This window comes from Streptomyces cinereoruber (assembly GCF_009299385.1).
In the GTDB taxonomy this organism is placed as follows: domain Bacteria; phylum Actinomycetota; class Actinomycetes; order Streptomycetales; family Streptomycetaceae; genus Streptomyces; species Streptomyces bikiniensis.
On the sequence record NZ_CP023693.1, the window covers coordinates 3910598 to 3930031 of the forward strand.

The window sequence follows — 19434 nt, forward strand, 5'->3', positions numbered from 1 at the left end:
TGAACACCACTCGTACGGATCAGCGGGCGCGCTCCGCCCACCGCACGGCGGGCCCCGTCGCCGCCCCCGCGACCAGGAAGACCCCGCCTAGGAGCAGCCATCCGGGCACGCCCCGGCCGATGAGCAGCGTGGTGACGAGCAGGGGCCCGAGGGTGCGGGCGACGGGGACGCCGGAGCCGTAGAAGCCCTGGTACTGGCCGATCCGGTCGGCGGGGGCCAGCGCGAAGCCGATCTGCCACGCGCCCGCGGAGTGCCGCATCTCGGCGAGGACCTGGAGCACGGCCCCGAGGACGAGCACCGCCACCGCGGCCCCCGCCGCTCCGGCCCCGGCGCCACCGCCCGACCCCGGCAGCGCTCCTGACAGCGCGAAGACCGCGCACGCGGCGCACATGACCGCACCCGACCACCGCACGGCCCGCGCGGCCGTGGCGAGGTCCGTCACGGACCGGGCGGCACGGACCTGGAAGAGCATCACCACACCGGTGTTGAGGACGAAGAGCGCCGACACGGCCCAGCCGGGCGCCGCCGTCCGCTCCACGATCCACAGCGGCAGGGCGAGGCTGAGGAGCGGCATCCGCAGCAGCATCAGGGCGTTGAGGAGGGCGAGGAGCGCGTACGGCCGGTCCCGCAGCACCGCGAGCCCCGGTCCGCCGCCCGCCGACCCCGGGCCGGTCGTCGTCGCCGCCGTCCCCGAGGGCAGCCGGCCCAGGATCAGCGCGCAGGCCAGGAACGCGACCGCGTCCAGCGCGAAGACGGAGAGGTACGCGGTCCGCGTCCCGGCGTGCAGCGCGAGCCCGCCGAGCGCGGCCCCCACGGCCAGCCCGCCGTTGAGGACGGCCTGGAGCCGGGCGAGCACCCGCGTCCGCGCGGCCGGCCCGACGAGCCCGGCGAGCAGGGCCTGCCGGGCGGCGGCGAGACCGCTCTGCGCCGCGGCGTACACGACGGCCGCGCAGAGGAACGGCACGAAGGAGCGCACGACCAGGAAGGACGCGACGGACACGGCGGTGGTCAGGGCGAGCAGGACGGCGGTCCCGCGCGGCCCCCGCCGGTCGGCCAGATGCCCCAGCGGCACCCCGGCGACCGATCCGACGGCCCAGGCGACCGCGAGCCCGGCCCCGATCTGCGGCGCGGAGAGCCCGACGATCCGGGTGAAGTAGAGCGCCGAGGAGACGTAGAAGGCCCCGTCCCCGACCGCGTTGACGAACTGCGCGACCACCAGCGCGCGGGGCGCGCCCCCGCCCGCCGCTCCTCCGCCCCAGTACGCCCCCTCCACGCGCGCGTGCCCGCCGCCCTCACGCGCGTGCCCACCACCCCCGCGCGCGTACCGCTCCGCCGTGTCCGTCCGCTCCCGCGCGCCCGACTCGTTCGCCATGGACACGACGCTAGAACCGAGTGGCCCGCCCCTCCTGGTCCATTGGAGGTCCGTCCGTATGGGCCACTTTCCCCTCGATCACCCAGCGCCACGGCCCCGCACCCGCCGCCCGCCCGCCGTCCCGGGCCCCGGGAAACACGAAAGACCCCCCTGGCCCGCGCTTCCGCAGGTCAGGGGGGTCCGTCCGGAGTGGAGCCTAGGGGAGTCGAACCCCTGACATCTGCCATGCAAAGACAGCGCTCTACCAACTGAGCTAAGGCCCCGGAACGAGGACAGCGTACCGGGTCACCCCCCATGTCCGGCAAAAGGATTGGGACTCCCGGTCCGCGACCACGCTCCGTAAGATGCTGACCGAGGTTCGCAGTGGCGAACCGCAGGGATGGGGAGAAGTGATGGACGCAGCGCAGCAGGAAGCCACGGCCAGAGCCAGAGAGCTTCAGCGCAGTTGGTACGGGGAGCCGCTGGGGGCGCTCTTCCGTCGGCTGATCGACGATCTCGGGCTCAACCAGGCCAGGCTCGCGGCCGTGCTCGGGCTCTCCGCGCCCATGCTGTCCCAGCTGATGAGCGGCCAGCGGGCGAAGATCGGCAACCCGGCCGTCGTCCAGCGCGTCCAGGCCCTCCAGGAGCTCGCCGTGCAGGTCGCCGACGGCAGCGTCAGCGCCGCCGAGGCCACGGACCGGATGGAGGAGATCAAGAAGTCGCAGGGCGGCTCCGTCCTCACCGGCTCGGGCCAGACCGGCACCGCCTCCGGCGCCCCGACCGTGCGCCGGGTGGTCCGCGAGATCCAGTCCCTGCTGCGCTCCGTCGCGGCCGCGGGCGACATCATCGACGCCGCCGACTCCCTCGCCCCGGCCCACCCGGAACTGGCAGAGTTCCTCAGGGTGTACGGCGCCGGGCGCACCGCGGATGCGGTCGCCCACTACGAGTCGCACCAGAACTGACGGGCCCGGCGGCCGGCCGGGACCGCGGAGAGACGAAGCGACGGGGAGCGGGCGCAGCACGATGGGTGAGGTCTTCGCCGGGCGGTACGAGCTGATCGACCCGATCGGACGGGGCGGGGCGGGCGCGGTGTGGCGGTCCTGGGACCACCGGCGCCGCCGCTACGTGGCGGCCAAGGTGCTCCTGCAGAGCGACGCCCACACCCTGCTCCGCTTCGTCCGCGAGCAGGCGCTGCGGATCGACCATCCGCACGTCCTCGCCCCGGCCAGCTGGGCCGCCGACGACGACAAGGTCCTCTTCACCATGGACCTGGTGGCCGGCGGCTCCCTGGCCCACGTCATCGGGGACTACGGCCCGCTGCCGCCCCGGTTCGTCTGCGTCCTCCTCGACCAGCTGCTCTCGGGCCTGGCCGCGGTGCACGCCGAGGGGGTCGTCCACCGGGACATCAAGCCGGCCAACATCCTCCTGGAGGTCACCGGGACCGGGCGGCCGCACCTGCGGCTCTCCGACTTCGGCATCTCCATGCGCAAGGGCGAGCCCCGGCTCACGGAGACCAACTACGTCGTGGGGACGCCCGGCTACTTCGCGCCCGAGCAGCTCCTCGGCGCCGAACCGGACTTCACCGCCGACCTGTTCGCCGTCGGCCTGGTCGCCCTCTACCTGCTCCAGGGGCGCAAGCCGGACTCCCAGGCCCTGGTCGAGCACTTCCTCACGCACGGCACCCCGGGCGCCCCCGAGGGCATGCCCGAGCCCCTGTGGCAGGTGCTCGCCGGACTGCTCCAGCCCGACCCGCAGGCCCGCTTCCGTACGGCCACGGGGGCGCGCAAGGCGCTGAGCGCAGCCGTCGAGCTGCTGCCCGAGCCGACCGCCGCCGAGGAGCCGGTCGAGATCTTCGACCAGCTCGGCCCCCTGCCGCCCGGCTTCGGTCCCGAAGGCCCCGCGAGCCCCAAGAACCACGCGGACCACACAGGCCACACGAGCCCCGCACAGGACGGCCAGGACGGCCAGGACGGCCAGGAAGGTCAAGACGGCCGGGCCCCCGCCACGACCGCCGACCAGGGCACCCCCACGGCCACCGACCCGGGCCGCCCCCTCCCCCCGCCCGTACCGCCGCGGAACCTCCCCCCGCACCCGGCCGCGCCGGTCACCCCGCCCCCGTCCCACCCCTCCGAGACGGGCAGCTTCCATCTGCCTCCGCCGGTCGCGCAGCCGGCCCCCTCCCCTTCCCCCTCCTACGGCCCGGCGCCCTCCCCGGCGGCACCGTACGGTCAGGTCCCGTACGGGCCGGCCCCCACCAGCCCGTACACCGCTCCTCCCGCCCGGGCCCCCGGCCCCTACGGGTACCCGCAGCCGATGACGGCCCCCGTGCCCGCCCCCGTACGCCGACCGGGACCGCCCCCGAAGGTCGCGGTCCCGGTGCTCCTGCTCGCGCTCGTCTGCCTCGCGGTCGGCTTCTGGGCCCTCACTCAGCTCTGAGGGTCTGCAGGGGTCACGCCGTCCGCCGTCGCGCCACCAGCGTCCACGCGCCGAGGCCGAGGAGCAGCACCGTCCCGGTGCCGAGCCCGGCCGCGGCGACCAGCCGCATGGTGTCGCCGCGCTCCGCCTCCTCGTCCGCCTGCGCCCCGCTGGACCCCTTCTCGGCCGCCTCCTTGTCGCCGGCGGTCACGGCGAACGGGCCGGGGTCCCCGTCGTACCCGGGTCCGGGCTTCGCCGCGTTCAGCACGTTCACCCGCAGCGTCAGCGGCACCGGCCCGTCGCCGTACTCCTTGGCGATCTCCGGGCTGAGCGTGGCCGACAGGTAGTACCAGCCGGCGAACCGCATCCCGCTCGTCGCCTCGTTGTACGCGGTGCGGTTCTCGTGCGCCACCGGCCGCTGCGGGCCGAGCGCCAGCGTCGTCTGCTTCCCGCTGTAGCCGACGGTCCCGTCGTCGACGTGGCCGAGCGCCGGGTTGGCGAGGGAGAGCACCAGCGCGTTGGAGACGTAGTCGTCGCCCGCGGTGCTGCTGCCCAGCTCGGCGGTGGCGAAGAGCTGCTGTCCCCAGTCGAGGGGGACCCGGTAGAAGAGGGTCTGTCCCGGCCGGATGTCGGACCGCCACTCGCCCCGCGTCAGCGAGGCCGCGTCGTAGACCCCCGAGCCGCCCTGCCGGGTCTTCGGCTCGCCCGTCAGGGGCGCGGGCGTGGCGGACGGCCAGGCCTCCGGGAGCTCGGTCGGCCCCGCCTTCTTCAGGAGCGGCTCGGTCAGGTGCCGGATCTCCAGGTCCCAGGCGGCCGGGTCGGAGCCCGCCTTCGTGGTGCGCTCGACGAGCACGTAGTAGTTGCCCGGCTTCTGGCAGCCGGAGCCGTCCGGGTTCACGACGCGGCGGGCGTACGCGGTGAGGGGGCGGGTGTACCGGGCCGGGGAGAAGCCGGTCTGCTGGTAGCCGCACTCGGTGCCGGAGTCGTCCTGGATGCTGACCTTGAACCCGTCGCCGTAATCGACCTTGCCGCCGGGCTTGGGGACGGCGACCGCGGAGACGTACGTGTTCCGCTTTCCGTCGAGGACGATCCGGTAGTAGACCTTGCCGTCCTTCTCCAGCGTGTCGCGGTAGGTCTGCCCGGCCTTCAGTTCCCGCGCGTACGAGCTGGAGTCGGCGCCCCGGACCTGCTGGGCGGTGGCGTCGAAGGCGTACGGCGGAAGGGCCTCCCCGTCGGCGGCCCGGGCCTGGGCGGGCGGCCCCGCCACCGTGCCCACCGCCGCTGCGGCCGCGATCAGGGCCCCCGCCCTCCTGCCGGTGCCGGCCCGCTTCTTCACGCGCTCCCCCTCATCGCTTCCTCTTCACGTGGGCAAGCAACATATTCGCCCAGGCAAACCGCCGACAGGGCCGGGCGGGATCCGGACGGCCCCGGAACAGAGCGAAGCCCCGGCCCGCTGGTGCGCGGCCGGGGCTTCACCCACAGACGGTCTTCGTCTCAGACACCCGAACCTGCGGGCACGGAGTCGGTCGCCTCCGTCCACAGATCCTGCTCGGCGCGATCCGCCTGGATCTGGCGGTACACGAGGAGCCCGCCGATGGCGGCCAGTGCGACCAGGAGAAGCTTCTTCACCGCGCGACCTCGTCTTTCGTTGACGTAGGAGACTTCTGACGCCCACTCTACACATCGACCGATACCGATCGGTGACCTGTGCGAGGTTCAAACCCACGACGTCCCCGATTCACCCCGGGGAAAACGAAATCGACCCGGACGAATGAACCGTCCGGGTCGATCGAAAAGTGGGGCTAACAGGATTTGAACCTGTGGCCTCATCCTTATCAGGGATGCGCTCTAACCAACTGAGCTATAGCCCCGCCGCGCTCTGCGGTGTGTGTCCCGCGCGCTGACTCCTGAAGATTAGCGCACGTGGGGGCCAGTCCCAAAATCCGTTCCCGGGACCGGCCCCGCGCGTCCCTCTCGCCTACTACTCGTCCTCGGCCAGCGTCAGCTCGACACCGCCCACGAAACCGGCCGACAGGTTGTAGATGAACGCGCCCAGCGTCGCCAAGGCGGTCATCAGGACCACGTCGATCACCGCGATCACCGAGGTGAACATCAGCACCCGCGGCAGCGACAGGAACGACTGCAGGTCGAAGCCGTTGGACTCGTTCGAGCCCGTGGCCTCGCTGATCGTCCCGCCGACCGTCGAGAAGACGCCCATGGCGTCCATGACCATCCACAGCACCGCCGCGGCCACGACCGTGCAGATGCCGAGCGCGATGGAGAGCAGGAAGCTCACCTTCATCACCGACCACGGGTCGGCCTTCGCCACCCGCAGCCGGGCCTTGCGCGTCCGGGGCGTCGTGCGCGCGCCCGTACGGGGCCGGCGCACGGCCCCGGTCTGGCCGCCCGCCGTGCCGCCCGTCGTCGGGGCGCCGTAGGCCTGCGGCGGGTGGTACGGCCCGCTCGCCTGCCCACCGGCGCGCTCGCCGGGCAGCGGCCCGTTGTAGCTCTCGTACGAGGGCTGCTGCCCCCGAGTGTCCGTCACCGCAACCCCCTGGGAGTTCGTGGCGGAACCACGGGCGCCGTTCGCGCCGGCCCCTGCAGAAGAAGCTCCGGCGGCCGCCGATCCGGCGCCCGTGGCTCCACTCACGCTCTTACTCCTCGTGCTCCCCGGCCGAGGACTCCGTGCCCTCGGCTGTCCCGCCCTCGACCACCTCGGTCTCGGACACCTCGACGACGCCCTCGGCCTCGTCGGCGTCGTCGACCTCGTCGTCGCCGCCGGCCTCGGCGTTCCGCGCGATGCCGACGACGGCGTCGCGCTTGCCCAGGTTGATCAGCTGGACGCCCATGGTGTCACGGCCGGTCTCCCTGACTTCGTTGACTCGCGTACGAATCACACCGCCGGACAGCGTGATGGCGAGGATCTCGTCCGTCTCCTCGACCACCAGCGCGCCCACGAGCGAGCCGCGGTCCTCCACGATCTTGGCGGCCTTGATGCCGAGGCCGCCACGGCCCTGGACGCGGTACTCGTCGACGGGGGTGCGCTTCGCGTACCCGCCGTCGGTCGCGGTGAAGACGAACGTACCGGGCCGGACGACATTCATCGAGAGCAGTTCGTCGTCCTCGCGGAAACTCATGCCCTTGACACCCGAAGTGGCGCGTCCCATCGGACGCAGCGCGTCGTCCGTGGCGGTGAAGCGGATCGACTGCGCCTTCCTGCTGATGAGCAGCAGGTCGTCCTCGGCGGAGACCAGCTCGGCGCCGATCAGCTCGTCGTCCTCGCCGTTGTCCAGCTCGCGCAGGTTGATCGCGATGACGCCGCCGGAGCGGGGCGAGTCGTAGTCCTTCAGCGCGGTCTTCTTCACCAGGCCGGCCTTGGTGGCGAGCACCAGGTACGGCGCGGCCTCGTAGTCGCGGACCGCCAGGATCTGGGCGATCTGCTCGTCCGGCTGGAAGGCGAGGAGGTTGGCCACGTGCTGGCCGCGGGCGTCCCGGCCGGCGTCCGGCAGCTCGTACGCCTTGGCCCGGTAGACCCGGCCCTTGTTGGTGAAGAAGAGCAGCCAGTGGTGGGTGGTGGAGACGAAGAAGTGGTCGACGATGTCGTCCTGCTTCAGCTTCGTGCCCCGGACGCCCTTGCCGCCGCGCTTCTGCGAGCGGTAGTCCTCGGTCTTCGTCCGCTTCACGTAGCCGCCGCGCGTGATGGTGACGACGATGTCCTCCTCGGCGATCAGGTCCTCGATGGACATGTCGCCGTCGAAGGGCACGAGCTTGGAGCGGCGGTCGTCGCCGAAGCGCTCGACCAGCGCGGCCAGCTCCTCGCTGACGATCGTCCGCTGCTTCTCGGGCGAGGCCAGGATCGCGTTGTACTCGTCGATCTTCGCCTGGAGTTCGTCGTGCTCGGCGACGATCTTCTGGCGCTCCAGGGCGGCGAGCCGGCGGAGCTGCATCTCCAGGATCGCGTTGGCCTGGATCTCGTCGATGCTCAGCAGGTCCATCAGGCCGGTGCGGGCGACCTCGACCGTGTCGCTGCGCCGGATCAGCGCGATGACCTCGTCGATCGCGTCCAGGGCCTTGAGGAGGCCGCGCAGGATGTGGGCGCGCTCCTCGGCCTTGCGCAGCCGGAAGCGGGTCCGGCGGACGATGACCTCGATCTGGTGCGTCACCCAGTGGCGGATGAATGCGTCGAGCGAGAGGGTGCGCGGCACGCCGTCGACGAGCGCCAGCATGTTGGCGCCGAAGTTCGACTGGAGGTCGGTGTGCTTGTACAGGTTGTTCAGGACGACCTTGGCGACGGCGTCGCGCTTGAGCACGATGACCAGGCGCTGGCCGGTCCGGGACGAGGTCTCGTCGCGGACGTCGGCGATGCCGCCGATCTTGCCGTCCTTCACCAGGTCGGCGATCTTCTGCGCGAGGTTGTCCGGGTTGGTCTGGTACGGCAGCTCCGTGACCACCAGGCACTGGCGGTTCTGGATCTCCTCGACCTCGACGACCGCGCGCATCGTGATGGAGCCGCGACCGGTGCGGTACGCCTCCTCGATGCCCTTGCGGCCGACGACGAGCGCGCCGGTGGGGAAGTCGGGGCCCTTGATCCGCTCGATGAGCGCGTCGAGCAGCTCCTCGTGGCCGGCCTCGGGGTTGGCCAGGTACCACTGGGCGCCCTCGGCGACCTCGCGCAGGTTGTGCGGCGGGATGTTGGTCGCCATGCCGACGGCGATGCCGGCCGAGCCGTTGACCAGCAGGTTCGGGAACCGGGCCGGGAGGACCGTCGGCTCCTGGTTGCGGCCGTCGTAGTTGTCCTGGAAGTCGACGGTCTCCTCGTCGATGTCCCGGACCATCTCCATCGACAGCGGCGCCATCTTGCACTCGGTGTAGCGCATGGCGGCGGCCGGGTCGTTGCCCGGGGAGCCGAAGTTGCCGTTGGAGTCGACCAGCGGCAGCCGCATCGACCAGGGCTGGGCGAGGCGGACGAGCGCGTCGTAGATCGAGGTGTCGCCGTGCGGGTGGTACGTGCCCATGACGTCACCGACGACGCGGGCGCACTTGTAGAAGCCCTTCTCCGGCCGGTACCCGCCGTCGTACATCGCGTAGAGCACGCGCCGGTGGACGGGCTTGAGGCCGTCCCGCACGTCGGGCAGCGCGCGGGACACGATGACGGACATCGCGTAGTCGAGGTACGAGCGCTGCATCTCGGTCTCGAGCCCGACGGGCTCGATCCGCAGCACGGGCTCCTGCTCTTCGGTGGTGCCGGAGGTGTTTTCGTCGGCCATTGCTGGTCGTCAGTCCTTTCGTACGGTCAGCTGAGACCGACTCAGATGTCGAGGAAGCGAACGTCCTTGGCGTTCCGCTGGATGAACGAGCGGCGTGCCTCGACGTCCTCGCCCATCAGCACCGAGAACAGGTCGTCGGCCTGGGCCGCGTCGTCCAGGGTCACCTGGCCGAGCACGCGGTGCTCGACGTCCATGGTGGTGACGCGCAGCTCCTCGGCGTTCATCTCGCCGAGGCCCTTGAAGCGCTGGATCGAGTCCTCGCGGATCCGCTTGCCGTTCTGCTTGCCGAGCTCGACGAGCGCGTCCCGCTCGCGGTCCGAGTAGGCGTACTCGAAGTCGTCCCGGCCCCACTTGATCTTGTAGAGCGGCGGGCGGGAGAGGTAGACGTGACCGGCCTCGACCAGCGGGCGCATGAAGCGGAAGAGGAAGGTCAGCAGCAGGGTGTTGATGTGCTGGCCGTCGACGTCGGCGTCCGCCATCAGGATGATCTTGTGATAGCGGAGCTTCTCGATGTCGAAGTCCTCGTGCACGCCGGTGCCGAAGGCGGAGATCAGCGCCTGGACCTCGGTGTTCTGCAGGATCTTGTCGATGCGGGCCTTCTCGACGTTCAGGATCTTGCCGCGGATCGGCAGGATGGCCTGGTACATCGGGTTGCGGCCGGACTTGGCCGAGCCGCCGGCGGAGTCGCCCTCGACGATGAAGATCTCGCACTTGGAGGGGTCGTTCGACTGGCAGTCGGAGAGCTTGCCCGGCAGGGAGGCCGACTCCAGGAGGCCCTTGCGGCGTGTCAGGTCGCGCGCCTTGCGGGCGGCCACGCGCGCGGTGGCGGCCTGGATGCCCTTGCGGATGATGTCCGCGGCCTCGTTCGGGTTGCGGTCGAACCAGTCCGTCAGGTGCTCGTGGACGACCTTCTGCACGAAGGTCTTCGCCTCGGTGTTGCCGAGCTTGGTCTTCGTCTGGCCCTCGAACTGCGGCTCGCCGAGCTTGACCGAGATGATCGCGGTCAGACCCTCGCGGATGTCGTCGCCGGTGAGGTTGTCGTCCTTCTCGCGGAGCAGCTTCTTGTCGCGCGCGTACTTGTTGACCAGCGTGGTCAGCGCGGCGCGGAAGCCCTCCTCGTGCGTACCGCCCTCGTGGGTGTGGATCGTGTTCGCGAAGGAGTACACGCCCTCGCTGTACGAGGAGTTCCACTGCATCGCGATCTCGACCGAGAGCATGCGCTCCTTGTCCTCGGCCTCGATGTCGATGACGGTGGGGTTGATCAGCTCGCCCTTGCGCGAGTTGAGGTACTTCACGAAGTCGACGATGCCGCCCTCGTAGTGGTACGTCACCGTGCGGGCGGCCGGCTCGGCGGCGGCCTCGGCGTCCGGGTCGTCGGCGCCGACCGTGGCCTTCGCGGACTCGCGCTCGTCGGTGAGCGTGATGGTGAGGCCCTTGTTGAGGAAGGCCATCTCCTGGAAACGGCGCGAGAGCGTCTCGAAGGAGTACTCGGTCGTCTCGAAGATGTCCGGGTCGGACCAGAAGGTCACCGACGTGCCGGTCTCCGAGGTCGCCTCGTGCTGGGCGAGCGGGGCGGTCGGGACGCCCATCTTGTAGTCCTGCGTCCAGCGGTGGCCGTCCGTCTTGATCTCGACGGCGACCTTGGTGGACAGGGCGTTCACGACGGAGACGCCGACGCCGTGCAGACCGCCGGAGACGGCGTAGCCGCCGCCGCCGAACTTGCCGCCCGCGTGCAGCACGGTCAGCACGACCTCGACGGCCGGCTTGCCCTCGGAGGCCACGATGCCCACCGGGATGCCGCGGCCGTTGTCGACGACGCGGACGCCGCCGTCGGGCAGGATCGTCACGTCGATGGTGTCGGCGTGGCCGGCCAGGGCTTCGTCGACCGAGTTGTCGACGACCTCCTGCACCATGTGGTGCAGACCGCGCTCACCGGTCGAGCCGATGTACATGCCAGGGCGCTTGCGCACGGCATCCAGGCCCTCGAGGACTTGGATGTTGCTGGCGGTGTACTGGTTGTTCTCGTTGGGGTTGCCGGAATCGGCCACGAAGCGCCCTTTCTGGCACAGCACAGGCCGTTCTCCGGGCATACGGGAGCGGCTGCGTCGTTCGACATGTTCCGCAGGGTGGCGGGATTGTCTCCAGTCTACCGGTAGCTCGGACACTCATGGGGGTTTGCCGGTGCCTGAGTCCGCATGTGCCGCCCTGAGCGGGAGCGAGACGACTCCCCATATCCGGACAGGGGCTCCAGGGCCCCCTGACGGCCACCCAGCGCTTCGAGCCGTAGCGCGGCGTGGGCGCCGGGGGCGAACGTTGTCAAAGAACGATCGCCCGCGCCGGGGGTACGCACTCCGCCCCGCTACGGGCATGCGTTCCGCCGGGGCGTGGGGTCCCCCCGGGCGAAGCCTGGGGGGAGGGTGGGCACAACGCCATGCGCACGGCGCCCTCCCCTAGTACCCGCACCACGAGAACGAGGCCCCCGAAGGACCCGCACATATATGGAGTACCGGCCACCGAGAACCCGGTCAGCCCGGCGCCCTAGCCGTACGTGTCGCCGGGCCCCACCGACCCCGGCGCCCGCAGCGGCCCGTACCCCCGCCGCGGTGTCCCGGGCCCCAGGACCTTGATCATCCGCACCGTCCCGTGCCCCAGGTCCTCGTTGAGCCGGGCGACCAGCCTCGGCGCGAGGAGCCGCAGCTGCGTGGCCCACGCGGTCGAGTCGCACTGCACGGTCAGCACCCGTACGTCCGGGTCGTCGTCGAACTTCACCGGTACGCAGTGCTTCGCCAGGTCCTCGCCGACCATCTGCGGCCAGCGGCCCATGACCCCGCCGACCGCCGCCGGCGTCTCCCAGCCCCGCTCGGTGATCAGCCGGTTGATCGCGGCACCGAGCGCCATCGGGTCGCGTCCGTCGGCGCGCGCGCCGGAGCGCAGCCCGCCGCCGCGCCGGGCCTGCTTCTTCTGCTGCGCGGCCGCGCCCCGCGCCTTCGCCTGCTCCTTGGCGGCGCGCAGCGCGACCCGGGCGAGGTCGACGCCCGAGGGCTCGGGCGCCGAGGCTCCGGGGGCCGCGGCACTGTCCACAGGCTGGGGACGGTTTTCCTCGCTCATGCGCGCTCCACGGTCATACGCGTTCCACCGCCCCGCCGGCCACCGCGTACCGCGCCCCCGCCAGGACGTCCGGCACGTCGTCGTCCACGGCGGCCGTCACCAGGACCTGCTCGCCGTGCGCCACCAGCTCCGCGAGCCGCTCGCGCCGGCGCGCGTCCAGCTCGGCGAAGACGTCGTCGAGGACGAGCACCGGCTCGTTGCCCTCGGCCCGCAGCAGGTCGTACGAGGCGAGCCGCAGCGCGAGCGCGTACGACCAGGACTCGCCGTGGCTCGCGTACCCCTTCGCCGGCAGGTCCCCGAGCTTGAGCAGCAGTTCGTCCCGGTGCGGTCCGACGAGTGTGACGCCCCGCTCGATCTCCTGCTTGCGCACCTCGGCGAGGGCGGCGAGCACCTGCTCGTACAGCTCCTCGCGGGTGCTCCCCGGGCCCGGCGCGGAGGGCCGGTACTCCAGCAGAATCGGTCCGCCTCCGGGCGCGAGCTGTTCGTACGCCTTGTCCGCGAGCGGCTGCAGTACGCCGATGAGGTCGAGCCGCTGGGCGAGCAGTTCGGCGCCGGCCCGCGCCAGGTGCTGGTCCCAGACGTCCAGGGTCGACAGGTCCATGGCCCGGCCGCCGTGCCGCCGGGCCATCGCGGCCGACTTCAGGAGCGTGTTGCGCTGCTTGAGCACGCGCTCGTAGTCGGCGCGCACGCCCGCCATGCGCGGCGAGCGCGCCGTGATCAGCTCGTCGAGGAAGCGCCGGCGCTCGCCGGGATCGCCCTTCACCAGGGCGAGGTCCTCGGGCGCGAACAGCACGGTCCGTACGATGCCCAGTACGTCACGCGGTCTGACCTGCGAGGACCTGTTGATGCGGGCGCGGTTGGCCCGGCCCGGGTTGAGCTCCAGCTCGATCAGTTGGGAGCGCTCGCCCTGGGTGACGGCGGCCCTGATCACCGCGCGCTCCGCGCCCATCCGCACGAGCGGGGCGTCGGAGGCGACGCGGTGGCTGCCGAGGGACGCGAGGTAGCCGACGGCCTCGACCAGGTTGGTCTTGCCCTGGCCGTTCGCGCCCACGAACGCGGTGACGCCCGGGTCGAGCGGGACCTCGACCCGGGCGTAGGAGCGGAAGTCGGCCAGCGACAGATGCGTGACGTGCATGGTTGGGCGCCGACCTTCCCCGGCTGCTGCGCACCGCCGGGTGCACAGCCTGTGGATTACTTGTTCTTCTCGACCGCGTGGCCGCCGAACTGGTTGCGCAGCGCGGCGATCATCTTCATCTGCGGGGAGTCGTCCTGGCGCGAGGCGAACCGCGCGAACAGGGAGGCGGTGATCGCGGGCAGCGGCACGGCGTTGTCGATGGCGGCCTCGACGGTCCACCGGCCCTCGCCGGAGTCCTGGGCGTAGCCCCGCAGTCCCTCCAGGTGCTCGTCCTCGTCCAGGGCGTTGACGGCCAGGTCGAGCAGCCAGGAGCGGATGACCGTGCCCTCCTGCCAGGAGCGGAAGACCTCGCGCACGTCGGTGACGGAGTCGACCTTCTCCAGGAGCTCCCAGCCCTCGGCGTAGGCCTGCATCATCGCGTACTCGATGCCGTTGTGGACCATCTTCGCGAAGTGGCCGGCGCCGACCTTGCCCGCGTGGACCGAGCCGAAGTCGCCCTCGGGCTTGAGCGCGTCGAAGATCGGCTGGACCTTCGCCACGTTCTCGGCGTCGCCGCCGTACATCAGCGCGTAGCCGTTCTCCAGGCCCCAGACGCCGCCGGACACGCCGCAGTCGACGAAGCCGATGCCCTTGGCGGCCAGCTCCTCGGCGTGCTTCTCGTCGTCCGTCCAGCGCGAGTTCCCGCCGTCCACGACGACGTCGCCGGGGGAGAGCAGGTCGGCCAGCTCGTCGATGGTGGACTGGGTCGCGGCACCGGCCGGGACCATGACCCACACGACGCGCGGGCCCTTGAGCTCGGCCACGAGCTCTTCGAGGCTGTGGACATCGGCGAGGTCCGGGTTGCGGTCGTATCCGATGACGGTGTGGCCTGCGCGGCGAATGCGCTCGCGCATGTTGCCGCCCATCTTGCCGAGACCGACGAGACCGAGCTCCATCAGATGATTCCTTAAGCGTCGTGTGCGGTTCGTACCCGCGTCCGAGCCTACGCCCGGACGCGGGTGCACACCTGTGGGGTCGGCCGCTCAGGCGACGCCCCCACGAAGGCCCCGGAGCAAGGCATCAGCCGCTGAGGCGCACCGGCATGATCAGGTACTTGTAGGCCTCGTCCGCCTCGGCGTCCACGGCGGGCTTGCCGCTGAGCAGCGCCGGCTTGGTGGAGGTCGTGAAGGAGAGCTGGGCGACCGGGGAGTCGATCGCGCTCAGGCCGTCGAGCAGGAAGGTCGGGTTGAAGGCGATCGAGATGTCGTCGCCCTCCAGCTGCGCGTCGACCCTCTCCACAGCCTGTGCGTCGTCGCTGGAGCCCGCCTCCAGGATCAACACGCCCTGCTCGAAGCTCAGCCGGACCGGGGTGTTGCGCTCGGCGACCAGGGCCACGCGCTTGACGGCCTCGACGAAGGGGGCGGTCTCGATCACCGCGACCGAGTTGAACTCGGTGGGGAAGAGCGTCCGGTACTTCGGCAGGTCGCCCTCGAGGAGGCGGGTGGTGGTGCGGCGGCCCGCGCCCTCGAAGCCGATCAGGCCCTCGCCCTTGCCGGAGCCGGAGAGCGCCAGGGTGACCGTGTCGCCGCTGGTGAGCGCCTTGGCGGTGTCCAGGAGGGTCTTCGCGGGCACCAGGGCGACCGCGGAGGCGTCCGGGGACTCCGGCTTCCACAGGAACTCGCGGACCGCGAAGCGGTAGCGGTCGGTGGAGGCCAGGGTGACCGTGTCGCCCTCGATCTCGATGCGCACGCCGGTGAGGACGGGCAGCGTGTCGTCGCGGCCGGCGGCGATGGCCACCTGCGCGGCGGCGGAGGCGAAGACCTCGCCGGGGACGGTGCCCGTAGCGGTGGGCATCTCCGGCAGCGCCGGGTACTCCTCCACAGGCAGGGTGTGGAGGGTGAAGCGGGAGGAGCCGCAGACCACGGTCGCCCGTACACCGTCTGTGGAGATCTCCACGGGACGGTTGGGGAGGGCGCGGCAGATGTCGGCGAGCAGGCGGCCGGAGACGAGGACGGTGCCGTCCTCCTCGACCTCCGCCTCGACCGAGACCCGCGCGGAGACCTCGTAGTCGAAGCTCGAGAAGCTCAGGGCGCCGTCCTCGGCCTTCAGCAGAAGGCCCGCGAGTACGGGCGCCGGCGGACGGGCCGGGAGGCTGCGGGCCACCCAGGCCACCGCCTCCGCGAGTACATCGCGCTCCACCCGGATCTTCACCGGAACCGCCTCCTGCTTGTTGCTGGCTCTTCGTCGACTGCGGGAACCAGTCTGACGTACGCCACCGACACTCGGTGCTGCTCGGGGTCAAGTCGGGACGAGGGGCGTTCGGGGCTCCGGCGCCGAGTTGTGCACAGGCCCCACTTCAAAGCGGATTCCGAGCTAACTCTAGGTGGGAGTAGTAGTAGGGCCTGTGGAAACCGTGGATAACCCCGTCCACGCAGGTCAGACCCAGTTTTTTATCCACCGTGCCTGTGGGTGGAACCGGTGGAAAACCAGGTGTCTCTGTGGACACCCGAAAGTTCTGCACACCCCGTACACAGGACACAGGGAGTTCTCCCCAGCGTCGTCCCCAGCTTTACCCGGGTTCCCCACAGCCCAACCGTCTCCCTTGGTGTGACGCCTTTCACTCCACGGGGTGAGGACGGGTGTTTCGTTGCCGAACAGTGGACAGGGCTGTGGAGAAGCTGTGGGCAACCGGCCCTTCCCTGTGGGTGACCGGTGGACAACCTTCTGGGCCCCCTGTGGACGAAAGTTCTGTCCACATCCTGTGGATAACGTTTGCCAACAATTCCCCAGGGGTCTGAGCTGGTGGGATGGCCTGTCACCAGGCGGACCTGTGGACAGAATCCGGATAACTTCGCAGTCCCCACCCTGTGGACGGGTGATCATTCCGCAATCTGTGGAGAACCCGCCAGCGGAACGCCGCAATCGAACGGCCCGGCCTCGCCGCCGGCCCGTCCCCGGCCCGTCCCCAGCCTGTGGTCGGCCGCCGATGACCCCCGCGCGGCCCCCGCGCGACCCCGGCGCGACCTTCAGGAGGCCTCCAGGAACGCCTCCGGGGACGCCCCCAAGAACGCCTACGGGCGCCCCGGGAGAGATCCCGGAGCGCCCGTAGGAGAGGCGGCGGCGTCAGCCGTTCTTGATGCGGTTGGTGAGTTCGGTGACCTGGTTGTAGATGGAGCGCCGCTCCGCCATCAGGGCGCGGATCTTCCGGTCCGCGTGCATCACCGTCGTGTGGTCCCGGCCGCCGAACTGCGCGCCGATCTTCGGCAGCGACAGGTCCGTCAGCTCGCGGCACAGGTACATGGCGATCTGGCGGGCCGTCACCAGGACGCGGCTGCGCGAGGATCCGCAGAGGTCCTCCACCGTCAGGCCGAAGTAGTCCGCGGTGGCCGCCATGATCGCCGGAGCGGTGATCTCCGGCGCGCTGTCCTCGCCGCCGGGGATCAGGTCCTTGAGGACGATCTCGGTGAGTCCGAGGTCCACCGGCTGCCGGTTGAGGCTCGCGAAGGCCGTCACCCGGATCAGCGCGCCCTCCAGCTCGCGGATGTTCCGCGAGATCCGGGAGGCGATGAACTCCAGTACCTCCGGCGGGGCGTTGAGCTGCTCCTGCACCGCCTTCTTGCGGAGGATCGCGATGCGCGTCTCCAGCTCCGGCGGCTGCACGTCGGTGGTGAGGCCCCACTCGAAGCGGTTGCGGAGCCGGTCCTCCAGGGTCACCAGCTGCCGGGGCGGCCGGTCCGAGGAGAGCACGATCTGCTTGTTCGCGTTGTGCAGGGTGTTGAAGGTGTGGAAGAACTCCTCCTGCGTCGACTCCTTGCTCGCCAGGAACTGGATGTCGTCGACGAGCAGGATGTCCACGTCGCGGTAGCGCTTGCGGAAGGTGTCGCCCTTGCCGTCGCGGATCGAGTTGATGAACTCGTTGGTGAACTCCTCGGAGCTCACGTACCGCACGCGCGTGCCCGGGTAGAGGCTCCGCGCGTAGTGTCCGATCGCGTGCAGCAGATGGGTCTTGCCGAGCCCCGACTCCCCGTAGATGAAGAGGGGGTTGTACGCCTTCGCCGGCGCCTCGGCCACCGCGACCGCGGCCGCGTGCGCGAACCGGTTCGAGGAACCGATCACGAAGGTGTCGAAGAGGTACCGCGGGTTCAGGCGCGCGTGCTGCTCGCCCGGCGCGCCGGAGCCCTGCCCGGAGGAGCCGGAGGGACCGGAAGAGGGGGAGCCGTGGACGCCGCCGGGGCCGGGGACCGGGCCGCCGCCCGGCCGGGGGCCGGAGCGCGCGGCGTGGCCCGGCGGGTCGGGCAGCTCGGCGCGCTCGGGCCGCTGCTGCTCGTAGCCGTGGGAGGGCTCGTCGTACCGCGTCTGCCGGGACTGCTCGGCGGGCCCCGTGTACGGCGCGCGCTCCTGGTAGCCGCCGAGCCGCGGCTGCTGCCAGGAGAGGTCCTCCTGGGTGCGCGGCCAGGCGCCGGGGTCGGGCCGCTGCGGCTGCGGATAGTCCGGGTAGGCCGGGCGTGCGCTCGGCAGCCCGTCGTCGGACATCGGCCGGTGGCCGTACCCCTCGTACTTCTCGTACGGCTTGTCGTACGCGTCGGACCGGTCGCGCTCGTCGTACCGGGGCTGCTGCGGCTGCGGCACGGAGGGCGCGGGCGGCGCCGGCTCGCCGACGGAGTCGTCGACGGTGATCGCGATCCGGATCGGCCGGCCGCACTCGCGGCTGAGGGTCTCGCTGATCAGCGGGGCGAGCCGGCCCTCCAGGACGCGCTTGCCCCACTCGTTGGGCACGGCCAGGAGGGCCGTGTCGGCGACCAGGGCGAGCGGCTGGCAGCGCTCGATCCACTGCTTGTCCTTGGGCTCGATCCCCTGCTGGCCCTCGGCGAGGAGCTGTTCGAGGACCCGCGGCCACACTGCGGCAAGATCGGCAGGTACGTCAGCCACAGGGCACGCTTTCTCGCAGGTCCCACGAAGGTGTGGTTCTCGGGGACGGTGGATCGAAGTCCGGAAGACCGGCCCGTTGAGGACAGGTGAGGACAGAACGGAAAAGATTGTGGAGTCCGCCCACGGTAGTCGGGCGGACTGACGCGGTTCAAGTTGTTGTCCACAGCCTGTGCACAATGGGGGGCGGCAACAGGTCGGTTTGACCGGATGGCGTAGCCGCGCGTACCGTAACCAGGTCGAGTTGTCGATGGCTGCTGCCGCCTGCCTCCGATGGGCAAAGATCACTTTCCGTGATCACGAAGCGGTGCACTCGGGCGTATTGCGAGCTACTCGTGGGCGCACGGTGACAGCCAGGCGATGTCCCGCCACCACCCGAATCATTTCTGGAGCCCCCGAGTGAGCAAGCGCACCTTCCAGCCGAACAACCGTCGTCGCGCCAAGACCCACGGCTTCCGCCTGCGCATGCGCACCCGTGCCGGCCGCGCCATCCTGGCGAACCGCCGTGCCAAGGGTCGCGCGAGCCTGTCCGCCTGATCCACTTAAACAGGTCATGACGTGCTGCCTACCGAGAATCGGCTGAGGCGGCGCGAGGACTTCGCAACCGCGGTACGCCGAGGGCGCCGGGCCGGTCGCCCGCTCCTCGTCGTCCACCTACGCAGCGGTGCAACGGACCCGCACGCGCCTGGGGAGAGCGCTTCCCCGACGCGTGCGGGTTTCGTCGTGAGCAAGGCCGTGGGCGGTGCGGTCGTACGCAACCAGGTGAAGCGTCGTCTGCGTCACCTCGTCCGCGACCGCCTCTCCGCCCTCCCCCCCGGTAGCCTGGTGGTGGTACGGGCGTTGCCCGGAGCCGGCGACGCCGATCACGCACAGCTGGCCCGAGACCTGGACGCCGCTCTCCGGCGGCTCCTGGGAGGGGGCACGCGATGAAGTACCCGCTGCTGGCTCTCATCAAGCTGTACCAGTGGACGATCAGCCCCCTGCTGGGCCCCGTCTGCCGGTACTACCCGTCGTGTTCCCACTACGGATTCACGGCCATCGACCGGCACGGCGCGATCAAGGGCACGGCCCTGACCGCCTGGCGCATCCTGCGGTGCAACCCGTGGTCGCCCGGCGGTGTGGACCACGTTCCCCCGCGGAAGCGCCCCCGCTGGCACGAAATGCTGAGGAACGCGTTGCGCGGCGACAAGGGCGGGTCCACCGCCGAGACGAGCCCGGCCGCAGAGACCTCGCCCAATGCTCAAGGAGCCTGA

At 71.0% G+C, this 19434-nt stretch carries 16 protein-coding genes and 2 tRNA genes; 5 read left to right on the plus strand and 13 right to left on the minus strand.

Features of this window, described 5'->3' with window-relative positions; translation table 11 throughout:
• Window positions 1–19: 19 nt before the first annotated feature.
• Both CP977_RS17475 and CP977_RS17480 read right to left on the minus strand, forming a co-directional pair.
• Window positions 20–1372 (minus strand): MFS transporter, encoded by a 1353-nt coding sequence (locus CP977_RS17475; RefSeq protein ID WP_152370440.1) that lies wholly within the window; start codon window positions 1370–1372, stop codon window positions 20–22.
• A gap of 190 nt (window positions 1373–1562) precedes the next feature.
• Window positions 1563–1635 (minus strand) — tRNA-Ala (locus tag CP977_RS17480).
• Between the two features lie 129 nt (window positions 1636–1764).
• Between CP977_RS17480 and CP977_RS17485 the strand changes: the two genes are divergently transcribed.
• Complete coding sequence (locus CP977_RS17485; protein WP_062753768.1) at window positions 1765–2313, plus strand: helix-turn-helix domain-containing protein; 549 nt, start codon at window positions 1765–1767, stop codon at window positions 2311–2313.
• 61 nt (window positions 2314–2374) lie between these two features.
• Entirely contained in the window at window positions 2375–3787 is a 1413-nt protein-coding gene (locus tag CP977_RS17490; RefSeq protein ID WP_152370441.1) for a serine/threonine-protein kinase, read from the plus strand.
• A 13-nt stretch (window positions 3788–3800) separates the two neighbouring features.
• On the opposite strand, the gene CP977_RS17495 is transcribed toward CP977_RS17490, so the two are convergent.
• From CP977_RS17495 to dnaA, 11 genes are all read right to left on the minus strand, one after another.
• Window positions 3801–5102, minus strand: a complete 1302-nt coding sequence (locus CP977_RS17495) for a hypothetical protein (protein WP_062753764.1) — start codon at window positions 5100–5102, stop codon at window positions 3801–3803.
• Window positions 5103–5260: 158 nt separating this feature from the next.
• A complete protein-coding gene (locus CP977_RS17500) occupies window positions 5261–5395 on the minus strand; it encodes a DLW-39 family protein (protein WP_003958712.1) in 135 nt (44 codons plus the stop codon).
• A 168-nt stretch (window positions 5396–5563) separates the two neighbouring features.
• A tRNA-Ile gene (locus CP977_RS17505) sits at window positions 5564–5637 on the minus strand.
• A gap of 110 nt (window positions 5638–5747) precedes the next feature.
• Complete coding sequence (locus tag CP977_RS17510; protein WP_062753762.1) at window positions 5748–6311, minus strand: DUF3566 domain-containing protein; 564 nt, start codon at window positions 6309–6311, stop codon at window positions 5748–5750.
• Between the two features lie 109 nt (window positions 6312–6420).
• Window positions 6421–9033: a DNA gyrase subunit A gene (gyrA, locus tag CP977_RS17515; RefSeq protein WP_062753760.1), complete on the minus strand. Its 2613-nt coding sequence runs from the start codon at window positions 9031–9033 to the stop codon at window positions 6421–6423.
• Window positions 9034–9074: 41 nt separating this feature from the next.
• Window positions 9075–11105 carry a DNA topoisomerase (ATP-hydrolyzing) subunit B gene (gyrB, locus tag CP977_RS17520; RefSeq protein WP_062753758.1) on the minus strand — a complete coding sequence of 677 codons (2031 nt, stop codon included), beginning with the start codon at window positions 11103–11105 and terminating at the stop codon, window positions 9075–9077.
• Between the two features lie 466 nt (window positions 11106–11571).
• Window positions 11572–12141, minus strand: coding sequence for a DciA family protein (locus CP977_RS17525; protein WP_062753756.1), 570 nt, complete (start codon window positions 12139–12141; stop codon window positions 11572–11574).
• Between the two features lie 13 nt (window positions 12142–12154).
• Window positions 12155–13276, minus strand: coding sequence for a DNA replication/repair protein RecF (gene recF / locus CP977_RS17530; RefSeq protein WP_152370442.1), 1122 nt, complete (start codon window positions 13274–13276; stop codon window positions 12155–12157).
• A gap of 56 nt (window positions 13277–13332) precedes the next feature.
• The gene (gene gnd, locus CP977_RS17535; RefSeq protein ID WP_381469166.1) at window positions 13333–14214 is read right to left on the minus strand and encodes a phosphogluconate dehydrogenase (NAD(+)-dependent, decarboxylating); all 882 of its coding nucleotides are present in this window, start codon (window positions 14212–14214) and stop codon (window positions 13333–13335) included.
• 121 nt (window positions 14215–14335) lie between these two features.
• Complete coding sequence (gene dnaN, locus CP977_RS17540) at window positions 14336–15466, minus strand: DNA polymerase III subunit beta (protein ID WP_030205035.1); 1131 nt, start codon at window positions 15464–15466, stop codon at window positions 14336–14338.
• 912 nt (window positions 15467–16378) lie between these two features.
• Window positions 16379–18184, minus strand: coding sequence for a chromosomal replication initiator protein DnaA (gene dnaA / locus CP977_RS17550; RefSeq protein WP_062753750.1), 1806 nt, complete (start codon window positions 18182–18184; stop codon window positions 16379–16381).
• Between the two features lie 396 nt (window positions 18185–18580).
• Between dnaA and rpmH the strand changes: the two genes are divergently transcribed.
• Genes rpmH through yidD form a run of 3 tightly spaced genes read left to right on the plus strand, consistent with a single transcriptional unit; the run spans window position 18581 to window position 19434 of the window.
• The gene (gene rpmH / locus CP977_RS17555; RefSeq protein ID WP_015659252.1) at window positions 18581–18718 is read left to right on the plus strand and encodes a 50S ribosomal protein L34; all 138 of its coding nucleotides are present in this window, start codon (window positions 18581–18583) and stop codon (window positions 18716–18718) included.
• A 21-nt stretch (window positions 18719–18739) separates the two neighbouring features.
• Window positions 18740–19111 carry a ribonuclease P protein component gene (gene rnpA / locus CP977_RS17560; RefSeq protein ID WP_079131116.1) on the plus strand — a complete coding sequence of 124 codons (372 nt, stop codon included), beginning with the start codon at window positions 18740–18742 and terminating at the stop codon, window positions 19109–19111.
• Window positions 19108–19434 (plus strand): membrane protein insertion efficiency factor YidD, encoded by a 327-nt coding sequence (gene yidD / locus CP977_RS17565; RefSeq protein WP_015034858.1) that lies wholly within the window; start codon window positions 19108–19110, stop codon window positions 19432–19434. The genes rnpA and yidD overlap by 4 nt, the downstream gene beginning before the upstream one ends.